Annotated in this window: 14 protein-coding genes; 9 read left to right on the top strand and 5 right to left on the bottom strand. The window is 40.1% G+C overall.

Translation table 11 applies throughout. The features are described 5' to 3' along the window. From H5232_RS19440 to H5232_RS19450, 3 genes are all read left to right on the top strand, one after another. Positions 1–1,342 (top strand): ATP-binding cassette domain-containing protein (locus H5232_RS19440; RefSeq protein ID WP_182831356.1); only part of this gene is annotated, 1,342 nt, incomplete at its 5' end. Next, positions 1,339–2,760, top strand: a complete 1,422-nt coding sequence (locus H5232_RS19445) for an HlyD family type I secretion periplasmic adaptor subunit (protein WP_182762303.1) — start codon at positions 1,339–1,341, stop codon at positions 2,758–2,760. The genes H5232_RS19440 and H5232_RS19445, both read left to right, overlap by 4 nt. Positions 2,761–2,796: 36 nt before the next feature. Continuing rightward, positions 2,797–3,384, top strand: coding sequence for a response regulator transcription factor (locus H5232_RS19450; protein WP_182719450.1), 588 nt, complete (start codon positions 2,797–2,799; stop codon positions 3,382–3,384). Positions 3,385–3,532: 148 nt separating this feature from the next. Here H5232_RS19450 and H5232_RS19455 read toward each other — a convergent pair whose 3' ends face one another. The 3 genes from H5232_RS19455 to H5232_RS19465 all read right to left on the bottom strand — a co-directional run bounded on the left by H5232_RS19455 (position 3,533) and on the right by H5232_RS19465 (position 6,866). Then, positions 3,533–5,518 carry a LapD/MoxY N-terminal periplasmic domain-containing protein gene (locus tag H5232_RS19455; protein ID WP_220491374.1) on the bottom strand — a complete coding sequence of 662 codons (1,986 nt, stop codon included), beginning with the start codon at positions 5,516–5,518 and terminating at the stop codon, positions 3,533–3,535. Next, entirely contained in the window at positions 5,518–6,087 is a 570-nt protein-coding gene (locus H5232_RS19460) for a transglutaminase-like cysteine peptidase (RefSeq protein ID WP_259398876.1), read from the bottom strand. Before H5232_RS19460 ends, H5232_RS19455 begins: the two co-directional genes overlap by 1 nt. 320 nt (positions 6,088–6,407) lie before the next feature. Beyond that, positions 6,408–6,866 carry an LPP20 family lipoprotein gene (locus H5232_RS19465; RefSeq protein ID WP_145239567.1) on the bottom strand — a complete coding sequence of 153 codons (459 nt, stop codon included), beginning with the start codon at positions 6,864–6,866 and terminating at the stop codon, positions 6,408–6,410. Positions 6,867–7,028: 162 nt separating this feature from the next. Between H5232_RS19465 and H5232_RS19470 the strand changes: the two genes are divergently transcribed. Next, the gene (locus tag H5232_RS19470) at positions 7,029–8,222 is read left to right on the top strand and encodes a flagellar assembly protein FlgT (RefSeq protein WP_182719453.1); all 1,194 of its coding nucleotides are present in this window, start codon (positions 7,029–7,031) and stop codon (positions 8,220–8,222) included. Here the strand turns inward: H5232_RS19470 and H5232_RS19475 are convergent. Next, the gene (locus H5232_RS19475) at positions 8,206–9,108 is read right to left on the bottom strand and encodes a LysR substrate-binding domain-containing protein (RefSeq protein WP_182719454.1); all 903 of its coding nucleotides are present in this window, start codon (positions 9,106–9,108) and stop codon (positions 8,206–8,208) included. The two genes, H5232_RS19470 and H5232_RS19475, sit on opposite strands and share 17 nt — an antisense overlap. Positions 9,109–9,222: 114 nt before the next feature. Here H5232_RS19475 and H5232_RS19480 point away from each other — a divergent pair, with 114 nt between their 5' ends. From H5232_RS19480 to H5232_RS19500, 5 genes are all read left to right on the top strand, one after another. Beyond that, on the top strand, positions 9,223–9,951 hold the full coding sequence (locus H5232_RS19480) for a glutathione peroxidase (RefSeq protein ID WP_145239576.1): 729 nt from the start codon (positions 9,223–9,225) through the stop codon (positions 9,949–9,951). Between the two features lie 140 nt (positions 9,952–10,091). Beyond that, entirely contained in the window at positions 10,092–11,540 is a 1,449-nt protein-coding gene (locus H5232_RS19485; protein ID WP_182831357.1) for a dihydrolipoyl dehydrogenase, read from the top strand. Positions 11,541–11,627: 87 nt separating this feature from the next. Continuing rightward, the gene (locus tag H5232_RS19490; protein WP_182719456.1) at positions 11,628–12,245 is read left to right on the top strand and encodes a DUF4303 domain-containing protein; all 618 of its coding nucleotides are present in this window, start codon (positions 11,628–11,630) and stop codon (positions 12,243–12,245) included. 135 nt (positions 12,246–12,380) lie between these two features. Beyond that, complete coding sequence (locus H5232_RS19495) at positions 12,381–13,382, top strand: hypothetical protein (protein ID WP_182831358.1); 1,002 nt, start codon at positions 12,381–12,383, stop codon at positions 13,380–13,382. Between the two features lie 662 nt (positions 13,383–14,044). After that, complete coding sequence (locus H5232_RS19500; RefSeq protein WP_182831359.1) at positions 14,045–15,373, top strand: ATP-binding protein; 1,329 nt, start codon at positions 14,045–14,047, stop codon at positions 15,371–15,373. A 100-nt stretch (positions 15,374–15,473) separates the two neighbouring features. On the opposite strand, the gene H5232_RS19505 is transcribed toward H5232_RS19500, so the two are convergent. Continuing rightward, positions 15,474–15,568, bottom strand: a 95-nt coding sequence (locus H5232_RS19505) for an IS3 family transposase (RefSeq protein ID WP_182761394.1), incomplete at its 5' end; no start/stop codon positions are given.

The raw sequence follows: 15,568 nt of genomic DNA on the forward strand, positions 1-15,568 counted from the left end.
AGCTGTGCGAGGATTTTTCAGCTCAATCACGCTTATCGCTTTGGTTGATTTACCCTTTGTACTTTTATACCTCACCGTGATTGCTATCATTGGCGTACAGCTTAGTATCCCGATCATTGTCGGAGCACTGTTGCTACTATGCTATGCCTTAGCCGCCCACCGTAAATTAGAAGCGCTATCAGAGCAAACAATGAAAGCCAGTTCAATGCGTAATGCTATTTTAGTAGAGAGTCTCACCAATATCGAGGACGTTAAAAGCTTTCATAGTGAATGTAAAACCCAGGCTGCATGGGAAAAATCAACCATTTATATTGCTCGGGTTAATGCACAGAGCCGGCTGATCTCCGGTTCAATTGCTAACTCAGCCACTTGGCTACAACAATGTGTTGGCGTGATAATTATGATTATTGGGGTGCACTTAGTTATTGCTGGTGATTTAACCCAAGGAGGCTTGATCGCCGCCTATTTATTATCTTCACGCACTATGGGGCCAATCGGTCAATCTGCCGCTGTGTTAGCACAATTTCACCATGCCGCTATTGCCATGCATTCACTCAATGAAATAATGGAAAAAGAAATTGAGCGTCCTGCAGGAAAGCATTGGTTAAGTCACCCCGTTTTACGTGGTGATATAGAGTTTCATGATGTGCACTTTAAATATGCTGATGACAGTAACGAAGCATTATCAGGTGTATCATTTAAAATCAAAGCCGGTGAAAAAGTGGCTATCCTAGGACGTAATGGCTCAGGAAAAAGCACCCTAGAGAAGTTAATCCTAGGGCTGCATGAGCCAAATTCAGGATCAATTTTAATTGATAACACCGATATTCACCAAATAGATCCCGCAGAATTACGCCATAACATTGGTTATGTTCCACAAACTATCTCACTATTTTTTGGCACCCTCAAAGACAACATCACCTTAAGTGCATGGCACGCCAAAGATGAACAAATTATTAGTGCTTGCGAGCGTAGCCAATTATTCGATCTTATAAACTCTCATCCTGATGGCTTTGACCTACAAGTTGGCGAACAAGGTCGCTTACTTTCTGGTGGACAACGCCAAGCTGTGGGAATGGCTCGAGCATTGATCAATGATCCACCCATACTCATTCTCGATGAACCAACCTCAGCACTGGATCATAATAGCGAAGCCAAAATCATCGCCAATTTAAAACAACACAGCCAAGATAAAACCTTACTTGTTGTTACTCACAGAACCTCATTACTTGAGTTAGTCGATCGTATTATCGTAATTGATAATGGCAAAATTATCGCCGACGGTGCAAAAGCCAACGTTATCGCGTCTCTCAATAATCAAGCCGTAGAGCGTGCCTCATGAGTAAAAATAAAATCACTATAGAGCAACGCTCTTTTGAATCTGTCGGTCGTGCCATTGAGACTAGTAAAGGACAAAAGCCATCAATATTTAATAACTTATTTAAAGGCTGGTTATCCCCACCTAATAGCCAAGATTGGGTGGTCGATGCACAATGGGAAAAAATGCAACAGCAACCAGCCAGTGCCAAGTTACTGCTATATTTAATTTGTTTAAGTATGGTGTTGCTGGTTGTTTGGTCTGCATTTGCAAACCTAGATGAAGTTGCTCGTGGTGAAGGCCGAGTGATCCCATCAAATAAATTGCAACTGATCCAATCCTACGATGGCGGCATGGTAGAGCAAATTAATGTCCGCGAAGGGCAAATCGTCAATGCTGGCGATGTATTAATAAAAATAGACCCTACCAGATATATTTCGAACTTTAGAGAAAACCAGTCAAAAGTGTTGTCACTCAGTGCCAAAGTAGCGCGTCTTGAAGCTCAGACTAAAAAACAACCGTTAATTTTTGAGACTAAACTCACTGCTGATGCGCCGGGAGTCGTGATGCACGAACAAGCACTTTACACCAGTAATAACCAAGAGCTTGAACAACAAGTCGCAATTCATAAACGCCAATTAGAACAACGCCGTCAAGATCATATCGAAGCACAAGCAGCCCTGCAACAGCATAGCAATGCCTTACGATTAATAAACCGCGAACTACAAGTAACCCGCCCATTACTACGCTCAGGCGCAGTATCTGATATCGATATTATTCGTTTAGAACGCCAAGCTGTTGATTTAAATGGTGAGATAAACCGCACTAAGGCTGTTATTAATCGTAGCCTTTCTGCTATTAATGAAGCGAAGAATAAAGTAAACGAAGTCGAATTATCTATGATAAACCGTTGGAATAATGAGCTTTCTGAAGCACGGCTGCGCCTAGATGCAATTAAAGAAACCGAATCTGGTTTAGCAGATAAAGTCACCCAAACTGAAATTCGCTCTCCGGTTAATGGCACTGTGCAACGCCTGATGGTCAATACCGTCGGTGGCATTTTACAACCTGGTAGTGATGTACTTGAAATAATACCGCTGGATGACCAACTGATTGTAGAGGCCAAAATCCCTCCGAAAGACATTGCTTTTTTACGTCCGGGACAAGCTGCAATGATCAAATTTAGTGCTTACGATTTTGCGATATACGGCGGACTAAGCGCCGAAGTTATACAAATTAGTGCCGACACGATTACTGATGAGCGAGACAACACGTTTTATTTAGTACAGCTGAAAACGGACAAAAGCCACTTTGCCGAAAACCTAACAATTATTCCAGGAATGACAACTCAGGTAGATATTATTACTGGTAAAAAAACCGTGTTGGAGTACTTGCTTAAACCGGTATTACGAGCAACCTCATTAGCAATGACTGAGCGTTAATTAATATTATTCTTACATTTTTAATATGGAACTATAATGCGCCAAAGTGTCTTTATCACCGAAGCTAAGTTTATTTCACCTCACTGGCAAGCAGCCTACCCTGAATGTGAAATACGACAGCAACAACCACACAATATTACAGCAGATACTATTTTATGGATCTTAGCTGGCAGTCCTGATTGGCTTAGCGTAGTACAAAGGTACAGTAAAAATCGCATTCCAGTGATTGTGATGAGCAAAGAGTTAAACATGGCAGAACTCTGCGCTGCGCTGCAAGTGGGAGCTCGCGGTTATGTTGAAGCATTTGCCAGTAAGGTAATTATAGAGCAAGTGGCAGAAACCGTTATCAGTGGCGGCATCTGGTTACCGGGTCAGTTGCTATCAAATTTAGTCGGCGTGCTCTCAAAGCAGTCAATCAGTTATCAGCATGCTTGTGATCTAACACTATTAACCAAACGCGAACACCAAGTGGTCGATATTGTTGTCACAGGTGCCAGTAATAAAATGGTTGCAAAGCAATTAAACATTACCGAACGTACCGTTAAAGAACATATGAGCTCGATTTTTAACAAGCTCAAAGTTCGTGACCGTATGCAATTGATGCTCGCAGTAAAAGGAAGTTAAAAAATTGAGAATTCAATTTCTAATACTTGTGCATCTTCCGTAATGTTATAAATCAACCGCATTTTTCTACATTAAGAACCAGAGTACAAACGCAATACTATGTCCGTAGATTAGAGTCTACCTTGGGCAGAATACACAACCCTATATTTTATTCTTCCGCGCTTGCTTTTACTTCATCATCAACTGGTTGCGATACTATGCCATCGAATCCTAGCCCTTGTAATGTCACCTGATCTTCGGGGTTATTAACGCCCTCAGCAATGACTTTTATACCAATTGAATGAGCTAGTGCGCACACTCCTCTTAAAAAAGTCTGATTATCTTGGCTGTAACTAATATTGTGTCCGTAAATACTATCAATTTTAATCATTTCAAGACCTAACTCATGAATTTTATCTATTTTAGTGAAAGCTGGCCCGACCCGTTTCAGTGCCACTTTTGCTCCCATACTTTTCACTTGCATACAAAAATCTTTAAAAATAGTCAATTCAGCAACAGCTAAACTTTCACGTATATCAAAACAAATATGCGCTGCTAATTTTGGAAACGCCAATAAATAAGTCAATATCGCAGCAAGCGCGGCATCATCTAATAATGTTTCTTGTGATAATTCCACCGATATAAGTTTTAAATCCTCTCGCGCTTCAAATGTTTGTACCAGATATTTGATCAAGCCCCAGTCTAATCGAGCAAGTAACTTCAATCGCTTTGCCCATTGTAAGTAATAGCCACTACGATAGAGCTCACCATTGAGTAATAAACTTAAGCTCACTTGGTTTTGTAATAACTTACCCGAAAAAGATTTAACCGGATAAAGCAACACATCTAAGTCATTATTATCTAACGCGCGCTCAATCGCCTCACGCCAACTAGCAGCGTCAGAAAATAATTCATTGCGCTGCTTATTATTATTAATTTGAACCTGTATTGTCGGCTCTGCCACGGCGGCTTTTAATAAATTATCGACCCGTTTTAACAATGTAAAACGACTATCTTCACGCTCTATATAACTACAACTGTGTGGGATAGTTAAACCAATATGACTGTATTCTGCCAGTAATACTGCATGTTGTTTAAGTACCTTCGAACTCAGACTTTCGATATCATCAGTGTCATTTACCAATACCGCAAAATCGCTATGAGACATACGGGCAATATGACTTGCTGAAAAACGATCTTCATTGGCTTCTAAAAAAGCGACCAATGTTTGTGTAAAGCGGCGTAAAAAAGCCACCATCTCAACACGATTGATTTGCTCACTGATCAGGTCAAGATTGACAATACGAAATAAAAATAACGCGCCATGAGCATGTTCTTTTGATTGCTCCAATTGTGCTTCTAAAGTGGCACAAAAATACTCTCGATTCGCCAAGCCAGTTAATTCATCGTGCTGGCTTTTAAAACGAAACTCCTCTAAGCGTTTATTATCTTCTTTAATAATACGACTAAAGCGCGTTGACAGAAGATTCATCGAACTAACTAACCGAGCAAATTCATACGTTTTTGGTACTTTAGATTTAATAAAACGTTTATCACCTAGCGCATTTGCTTGCTGCACAACATCATCTAACGGGCGTAAAATTCGACTTAAAAAATGAGCACTCGCTATACATGCGGTAATCGCCACCATAAAAAAACTCCAGAATAATCGAATCGCGCTCTCCCATAGCGCTTGCTCTGTGTATTGACTATGGCTCTCTACATATAAAGTACCAAACTGCTGCCAGCCATCGCTCACTTGCGCAACGCCTGGCATCACATGTAATTGATAAAGATGATGAAACCAAAGTGGCGCCGATGTATCAAATTCACCACTAAATACTCGTTTTACGATCGGTTCACCTTGCGGGTCCTGCAATTCAATACGTTGGTAGTGCCCTGTATCAAAAGTAGCAGAAATAAGTAGCTCTAATTCAACATGATCTTTATGCAGCTGACTGAGCATTAAAGCCAAGCCATTAGCATTATCAATATTTTTTAAATACAACTGAGAAGAAAAATACTGTTTAGCCGAATACGTACTAATGAGCACACTACTGACGAAACCAATAATTATGACCACTAAAATAGCCAACCACAGTTCTTGGCGTAAAGTGATCTTACTTTCACGTTTAAATAAGGACATAAATGACATCACCAGATAATTCCTTCTTGTTGTGTTTGTTCAATAATTCGTCGCCAGCGAGATAACCTAGCAGTTGGATTGGCAACACTTTGGGTTGAGTTGTTCGCCCACAAGCCTTGGCTGTTAAAACTAAAAACGGGGCTTAGATCGGTGCGTTTAGCGGCAGGCAGTACTTTTGTTATTAAACTATCTAATATCAGCGGTTGTGCATTAGGAGTAACAAAATACCCCAACACCATATGCGCCTGAGTTTGTTTTGAGTTAGGACCGCCGATCTGTGCTTTAACGTAGATCAAACGTAACTTATCATCTTCAATGCCTAGTACTCGCAGACTAATATATTTAGCAATCGCATAATCTTCGCAGTCACCAAGGCCTTTGCCTAATGTTTCAAGTGGCGTTGCCCAGTAATCATTTTGCTGCCATAGCTCAATATCAGTACGATAGCGTAAGTTGCGAGCAAAAAAATCATTTACGATTAAGATTTTTTGTTGCTCAGTTTGATTCTGTGACTGAACCAACATCGTTTGCCAATTACGTGCTACCGCTACGCGCGTTGGTCCAAATTGCAGGTTCATTTTTTCTAAAAAGACATTAAACTGGATGGGGAGACGATCGGCAAAAACCACACTGGTAACTAGTATAAACAATAGCGCAAAATGCAGTAACGGGCAGTTACTAAACTTTCGCAAAAGCACGCAGCCAAAGTGCAAAACGCTCACTGACGCGACCATAAGTATATTAATAAAAACCGAGTTATTTTTTTACGTGCCACAAGCTTTATTCAATAAAAAACATTAAATAAAGCATAGCACTGAAGTATTCACTGTGAGATATTTTAGCGTGTATTTTGTTAGTTACTAACATAACTAACAACGAATTTATTAGATCAAGCGTTTTAGTAATAAGTTACTTTTTTAACTTCGCGTGGTTTAATTTCACCTATGTATAAGTCATGCACCCGCTTCATATCAAGTTGTAACTCTGTGGCATAGGTATCACCTACGGCATAGGTTTTAATTACTTGTGCGCCTTTAATAATCCCTTGTACTTGCCCTTGCAAGTGATCGTTTTGTGCAATACTGCCTTGCACTGTGGTGCCTGCGGTAATTTTTTGCCCATATACTTGCTCTGCAAGCTCACGATACGCTTCTAGTTTTGATGCTTTAATCGCCATTAATGAGCGTTGTGATTGGTTATCACCCGGTTGCGCACTGATCGGCGCATAACCCACGGCTTTTAGAATTGGGTAGTTATCTGGCTCAATATACTTATATTCCACATGTTTATCAAAAATACTGCTACAGCCAGCTAGACCTAAGCTTGCTAATATACAAATTGAAATCACAATACGCATGGCTTCTCTCACGCTTTAAAAGAGTCATTAATAACTAAATCAATGCACGATCAATGCCATAATTAACTGCTATGACGGTTTTAAAGCAACCTTGCAAAACAATTGGTACAGTCCTTGCTCTGTCACTGTTAATAGCAAATGTATATTCATGGGGTTAGGGTAATGAAGCGAATTTTATCAATGGTAGTAATCGCCAGCAGTTGGCTAAGTATTAGTCTATTCTCCTCCCATACAGTTGCCCAATGGTATGAATCAACCGGCCATGCAAGCATTAGAAATAATGATATCAGTGCGGCAAAATCGGCGGCAATAAAAGATGCTATCACCCAAGCTTTAGTGTTCTCAGGGGCACGCGTCAGCTCAATGCAGACCTTAGTAGATGGGGTGTTAACCCAAGATCAGCTAAAAATAAACAGCCATGGCGAAATTCAAAAGATAGAGATGATCAGCGAAGATCGTAAAGCCGATCAATTTGCAATTACTTTGCGCTTGGATATCTTCCCTCAACAAGAACACTGCCCTGCGAACCAATTTACTAAATTTGTTGCGATCACCCAAACACAATTAAATAATCGCGAACAAGCGAAGATGGGTCAAATATTTGACATTAATAAAGCCACCAGCGAAGCACTCTACAAAACGTTAAATCAATCGGCTATGAATGCTAAACCAACGGCTTATTTTAATTTTCCGATCCGCGTTGGCGAATTTTTTAATCAACAATACGATTACAGTAATGCCCTATTAGAAGAAATATCGAGCCGCAGTAATTCTCAGTATGTATTGTTAAGTCAAATTGTTGATATCTCAAATGGCGATAAACTCAATAACAGTTATGCTTTTTGGCAGGACGAAACCTACCAACGTTCATATAAAATAGATTTTGCCTTGTTTGATGGCACCACTTACGAGCGAATGTGGCAAAAAAGTTATCGCAGTCAAGCTATCTGGCCATTTGAAAAAACTGCAATTATTGACGTGTTTAGTGATAAATTTTGGAGTTCAGATTACGGCCAAAATATAGCCGACATAAACCAAACCGTTAGTTACGACTTACAAGCCGCAATGGCTTGCCTTGAAACCCAAGGTAAAATATTACATATAGAAAACAATAAGCTAATTATTAATTTAGGCAAAGCCCATGGTATTGAAAAAGGCCAACGCTTAAATATTGCACATCATAACTATTTAACCGATGCAGCGGGAAATAAAATGCCACACCTGATCACCACGCTCAATCAAATACAAGTTGAGCAGGTATATCAACAAAGTGCGGTTGCCGTCAGTATTGACCAACAACCACTGCCTAATATTCAAATAAATGATGTAGTAGAACTGACTAATTTAGAGCCTTAGTTAATTGTTGGTGTAAGCTTGGGTGCTCAATAAGCCAATTAGCAAGTAATTCAATGCCCGCTAAATGCGGGTAATGTTTACGACAGGTCAACACTACACTTCGCTGTTGAGTTGGGAAGATTGGCAAGTAGCTAATACCTGCGCGCTCTGTGCACGCAAGCTTAGGCACGAAGGTTACCCCATCATCCATAGCCACCAATGCTAATAAGGTTTCTAAGCTATTACCTCGGTACTCATTGGACACATCAACCCCAGCGGCAAAACAAAATTGCTGGGCTTGATCTTTAAAACAATGACCATCGCTGAGCATCAATAAACTGCACTCTTGTAGCTCATCTAACACTATTTTACTGCGTTTTGCTAAACTATTTTGCGCTGACATAGCGACCAAAAAGTCTTCTTTATACAATTTAACTGTATGATAAAGTTTAAGTTCAGGCACATCTGCTAATATAGCGATATCTAACTCACCGTTATCCAGTGCGCTTAATATAGTCGCGGTTTGCATCTCAACAAAAGCAAATTGGCTATCAGCAAACGCTTCTTTCATCGAGGTGAGTAAGGTAGGTAATAAATACGGTGCAATCGTTGGAATAATGCCTATTCTTACTTTACCTTGTAGTGGCGACGATGACGTTGCTGCTAGCTCTTTTAATATTTGGGTTTGCTCTAAGATCACTTTGATCTGTGTCAACAAACGTTCACCTTGAGCCGTTAAAGTAACCTGCTTAGTAGAGCGGTCAAATAAAGTAACACCCAGCTCTTGTTCAAGTTTTTTAACCTGTCCACTGAGAGTGGGTTGACTGACAAAACATGCATCGGCGGCTTTACGAAAATGCTTAAAGTGCGCAATCGCTTTTACGTATTCAAGATCTTTTAAATTCACTGCAAACTCATAATTAATCGGTAATACCTATCATACTAATATAAACAAACGATTGGAGCTATTATAACTTTCACGACATAATGGCTATCAACAAATCAAGAGGAACTAAAAAACATGTTAAAGAATATTGAAGGTCAAACAATTCCACAGGTTACATTTGCAACACGTCAAAATGACGAATGGAAATCAGTAACTACCGATGACATTTTTAAAGGTAAAACAGTGGTTGTGTTTTCACTACCCGGTGCATTTACACCAACCTGTTCATCAACTCACTTACCACGCTACAACGAATTAGCTGGTGTACTTAAACAAAACGGCGTTGACGACATTGTGTGTTTATCAGTAAACGATACCTTTGTAATGAATGCATGGGCTGAGCATCAAGAAGCACAAAACATTACCTTATTACCAGACGGTAACGGCGAATTCACTGACGGCATGGGCATGTTAGTTGATAAAAACGATTTAGGTTTTGGCAAACGCAGCTGGAGATACTCTATGCTGGTTAAAGATGGCGTAATTGAAAAAATGTTCATCGAACCAGATTTACCTGGCGACCCGTTTGAAGTATCAGATGCAGACACTATGCTCGATTACATCAACCCTAAACAAGTTAAACCAGAGCCGGTGAGCATTTTCACTAAACCTGGCTGCCCTTTCTGTAAAAAAGCGAAAGCATTATTAACAGAGAAAGGCCTAGTATACGAAGAGATCACTATGGGTGCTGGCGCATCACTGACTAGCCTAAAAGCAATTTCAGGCCGTGAGACCGTACCACAAGTATTTATCGGCGGTAAGCACATTGGTGGCTCTGACGATTTAGAAAAATACTTTGCTTAATTAAGTAAATACCTTAAGCAAATAATAAGGGGCAGCAATGCCCCTATCCATACCCTTTTTAAATACCCATTTTAAATACCTATTTTATTAACTAATTTAAAAACCAGTTTTTTAATAAAATTGGTATTGAGGACATCACCATGAAAGAACTAAACACCGACGTTGTTGTAATAGGTGCTGGCACCGCAGGTTTAAGTGCTTACCGCAATGCAAAACAACACACGTCTAACGTATTAATGATTGAAGCAGGCCCATACGGTACAACCTGTGCGCGAGTTGGCTGTATGCCAAGTAAATTACTTATTGCCGCCGCAGAAGCCGCCCATGCAATTGAAGCCGCGCCAGCCTTTGGTGTGCACAGCTCAAAACCCACCATCAACGGTGTTGAAGTAATGGCACGCGTACGTAACGAGCGCGACCGCTTTGCAGGCTTTGTGGTTGAGGCCGTAGACGAATTACCCACTGATGATAAAATAGTAGGCTACGCAAAATTTTTAGATGCCAATCGCGTACAGATTGACGACCATACAATTATTACCGCTAAGCGCTTTGTAATTGCTACCGGCTCTCGACCTGCTTACCCTAGCGTATTTAATAACTTTGGCGACAGACTAATCATTAACGATGACGTTTTCGATTGGCAAGACTTGCCAGAGTCAGTTGCTGTATTTGGCCCTGGTGTTATTGGCCTCGAAATTGGCCAAGCGTTGCATCGCTTAGGTGTTAAGGTAAAACTATTTGGTGTGGGTGGCGCGATTGGCCCAATTACCGACCCAGTTATAAAAGACTACGCAAATACCGTATTTGCTGAAGAGTTTTTTGTCGATACCGATTCAAACGTATCCGATATGAAACAAGTAGGTGATAAAGCGCAGCTTACCTATGTAGACAAAAACGGCAACAAACAAACCGAGCAATTTGATTACGTACTTGCCGCGACGGGCCGCGTACCAAACACCGATAAACTCGGTCTTGAAAACACCGGCATTGAGCTTGATGAACGTGGCGTACCAATCGCTGATAAACACACAATGCAATGTGGCGACTCCAATATATTTATCGCCGGAGATGCCAGTAACATGATCCCACTACTGCATGAAGCGAGCGACCAAGGCTCCATCGCAGGGCAAAATGCAGGCCGTTTTCCTGATGTACGTATTGGCCTGCGCCGAGCGCCAATTGCAGCCGTTTTCAGCGACCCACAAATTGCTATGGTCGGTGAAACGTACAAGCAAATAATGGCTCGTTATGGTGAGTGTGGTTGTTTTGAAGTTGGTGAAGTCAGCTTTGAAAACCAAGGCCGCAGCCGCGTGATGCTGAAAAATAAAGGTCATATGCGTTTATACGCAGAGCAAGGCACAGGCTTATTTTTAGGTGCTGAGTTTATTGGCCCACAAGCTGAGCATATCGCCCACCTACTGGCATGGGCTGTACAAAACAAAATGACTGTACCACAAATGCTCGACATGCCATTTTATCACCCAGTGATAGAAGAAGGCCTACGTACCGCACTGCGTGATTTAAACGCTAAGCTTAAATTTGGCCCAGATATCATTAACCAATGTATGGAATGTGGCCCTGGGGCATAAATAATAAAAAGCCAGTTAATTTAATTAATTGGCTTTATTACATATGATAAACTGCCAAATTATTAATTTTTTACAAGGAATGATTACATGGAAACTGACTTTTCTACTTTTGAAGAAGCGTTATATTTAGATAGTAAAAAAGCATTCAAGCAAATTTTAGCTGACTTGGGTGATGATATTTATGTAATCGGTTTTTATCACTCTGGTAGCTGTTCATTTTTACCTATGTTCAATACTCATACTGATTTTCAAAGCACATTTGAAGACGAATATGACTGCGAAGAAGATGACCGTTTACTCGCTAAATGGAACGTCAGTGACTTTCCATCATTAGAAGATTACTCAGAATATTTTGAACACAGTAGTGAAATTCTACAAACACTCGACAATGACGATAGCTATGAAATAGTCAGTGATGAAGAAATCCAAAAATATTGGCAAGCATGGTTATCAACCTTAGAGCGCGTGTTAATTCGCTTAGATAACGAAGGTATATTTTCAGAAGGTGTAGAGCGAAACTCAATCACGCTTGCGATACTCGCTTACGATGAAACTGAAGATGAGCAATTTTCACGCATTAAACGCATGAATCCGCCCGCTGTTTTAGCAACTATTGAAACCGATTTTGAAACAATGATTGCCAGCCGTAACGAAGCAGAGCAATTAGCGATGGCAGAATTTGAGCGTATGTTACAAGAGCGTTAGTTTTTAATAAATAGCTCTATATTGGCGCATAGTAAGTAATTGAGTAAAGACGAATTCAGCTATGGCTGCATTTCAATAAAATACATTAAAGCGAGCCTTTTTATAGGCTCGCCAAGTAGCTAAAAGGAATTTTATATGTGGTTTGAAAAACTGACAGGCTTTAGTGAAGAATCCCCGTTACAAGTGCATAAAAATTTATCAGTTAACGGTAATATTTTAAAATCTCATATTAATGCAAAGGAATATCATTGCGGCTTATTAGAAACACCATCATTAGCCGAATTAAGAAATCGCGTTAATTATAATAAAGCGCTAGATACAAAGAACTCTATTCGTGAAATCGTTGCTAATGTTCAAGACCTTCATACTGATAAGAACAATGTCGGTGCATTATTCCAGGTTGCCTCACAATTCAACCTCTTAGAAATGGTTTCTCCTGATGTTACACCTGAGCATGGTGTCGATGGCTATGAGTATGATCGTACTCAAGGACCAGCTTGCGCTATAGCTGCAGGTGCCGGAACTATTTATCGAAACTATTTTGCAAACGTAAATGGTGAAATTGGTCAAACGGCTAATAATCAGATCGATTGCCTGAGTGACATTGGTGCCGCATTAGGAAATAAAAATAACCGTCTTTGGCAAATGAAAAATGGTTATGCTTTGGTATCTGAAGAGGGGTTGACAGAAATAAATGAAAAAATTAACTCAACGACTGAATCTGAACTCGACAAATTAAAAGCTTTGTTACGCATTGGCATCCAATGGGATACAGAGGTGACACTAAATACTCTAAAGCAAACAGTCAGCCAAGTTTATTGTTCAGCGCTTCCTGTCGCATATTCACAAATACCACCAAGATTATGGGCTAATTTTGCCAAACTCATATTAGAGGCTTGTTACGAAGCAACAATATGCTCTGCTATTTTGAACTATCAAAAAACTGGAAACAATAAAGTATACCTAACACTTATTGGTGGTGGCGTATTTGGTAATGATAGACAATGGATTTTACAAGCCATTGAGCGCGCCTTGAAACTATACGAGTACGCAGACCTTGATATATTTATTGTAAGTTACGGCTCTTGTGATCCTTATGTTCAAAAATTCATAGATAATTTTTCAAAAAATAAATGATAACGACAGTAAAAGCTAGCGTCATTAATAACGAAACCTTACCAACATAAGCTTTAAGAGCGTTGGTAAGGCGCTAGCCTTTTAATTGTTAAGCCAATGGCTTTTTATTTCATTAAGGCTTGCTTAGTAACAACTTTATCACCATGACTTGGCGGCGTTGAGGTAACAATAAAACCAGCTCGTCCGCAGCGTAGTTGCATAACTGATGCACTAACCCCGCTGGCACTGTAGGCCTTGTTGCGGGTTTTATATCGCTAACAAAGTCGCCTGCCCATTAAGTACAAAAAAGAACGGCTCTGCAAACTCATGCTTATGCGACTGCTCCCCGTCGGCACTCGCTCTTGGATCACATTCAATGCAGTACTCTTCACCAAATGCCAACCATCACAATTATCACCCTTATGCCCCCAGTTATAATGTTCAGCGTTATCGACTGAAATAGGCATTGCCATATCTTCGCTATCCCTTAAAAGCTACTGCACAACAAAGTAAAACATCACCGTTTAAAATAGTAGTCAATTTAATTTATACAAGGAAACCACACTTATTCGCGCATAAAAGTGTGAAAAAACACACTTATTAGCGCATAAAAGTGTAAAAACTTGCATTTATTCGCGCAATAAAGTGTAATTAATCATCTAGTGAGTAATACGAGACCTGCCATGCAACGATTAATTTTAGAAAAGTTATTAGATTGGAAATCTAAGCCAGCACGAAAACCCTTATTAATTGATGGCGCTCGCCAAACAGGTAAAACTTATTTATTACAAACTCTATTAGGCAGTGCCTTTGCAAACGTGATTCGAATCGATTTTTTAGAGTCCCCGCAAATGAGTGAAGCATTCGCAGATTCGTTATCCCCCGAAAACGTACTATCTAATATAGAGCTACTTACAGGAAAAACGTTTGACCCTAATACAGATCTACTGATCCTTGATGAAATAGGCGAATGCCCTAAAGCAGTCACGTCCCTCAAATACTTTGCTGAACAAGCGCCGCACATGCATATTGCCGCCAGTGGTTCTAATATCGGTTTATTAAACTCCTTTCCTGTAGGTAAAGTGGAGCAACATAATCTGCGCCCTCTCACATTTCGTGAGTTTCTGATCGCCTCGAAAGAAACCGCTCTAATTAAGGCATTTGCAGCACAAACAAACTCAAGTGCAGCACATAGCAAATTATTCTCAAAACTCACTGATTATTACTTTACTGGCGGTATGCCAGAGGCTGTAAGTACATGGTTTGATTTATCTGATCACAGTATCATTGACCGCGTTCAAGCTGTAACAGATATTCATAAAAATTTAGTACTGGGATATCAACGAGACTTCGGCAAATACTCAGGAAAAGTAGATGCAGGATTAATTGAGGCTGTATTTAACAATGTTCCAGCACAGCTATCATCAGTGATGGATGAATCGGTTAATCGCTTTAAATTTAAAGGGATGCACGATAAAAAATCTCGCTATAGTGATTTTGAAAGCGCTATTTCTTGGTTAAATAAGTGCCGCTTGATACTCAAAAACCACCCTATTGATGGCACACCTAAAAGCCCACTAGCAGCATATAAAAAAGATAATATAGTTAAATTATTTCTTTTTGATGTGGGCTTATTAAATCATATGCTAAACATTGGGTATAAAGAAATAAAACAACAAGGCTATGAATACAAAGGCTTTGTGGCCGAAAACTTTGTACAACAGGAACTTGCTGCACAAGGCATTGACCCAACATATTCATGGGGTGATGCAAGAGCGGAGATCGAATTTGTGGTCTCTGATGACGAAGGCAACATACTGCCTATCGAAGTAAAAAGTGGTAAACGCACCAAAGCAAAATCACTACAATCGTACATAAATAAATGCCAGCCCATCAAAACAATTAAACTCACAGGCACGCAAGGCTCATCACCACTGGAAAAGGAGTATATTGTCCTCCCGCTCTACTACAGTGAATATGTAGTAAGCAAACACCTGAGGCTGATGAATTGATAAAAGATAGACCTATCAGATTGCACACCAATTTAAACATCGTTGAGAAAACTGGCGGGTGCTTACAAAGTGATCTGCACCAGCCAGACTGGACACTTCATTAAGCGACATTTTTATTTTCAAAGTTAACTGGACTTAGATACCCGAGAGCACTGTGCCTTCTTGTCCGATTATAATCAACCTCGATGTATTCAA

This window comes from Pseudoalteromonas sp. SG41-5 (genome assembly GCF_014164495.1).
Lineage (GTDB): Bacteria > Pseudomonadota > Gammaproteobacteria > Enterobacterales > Alteromonadaceae > Pseudoalteromonas > Pseudoalteromonas rhizosphaerae.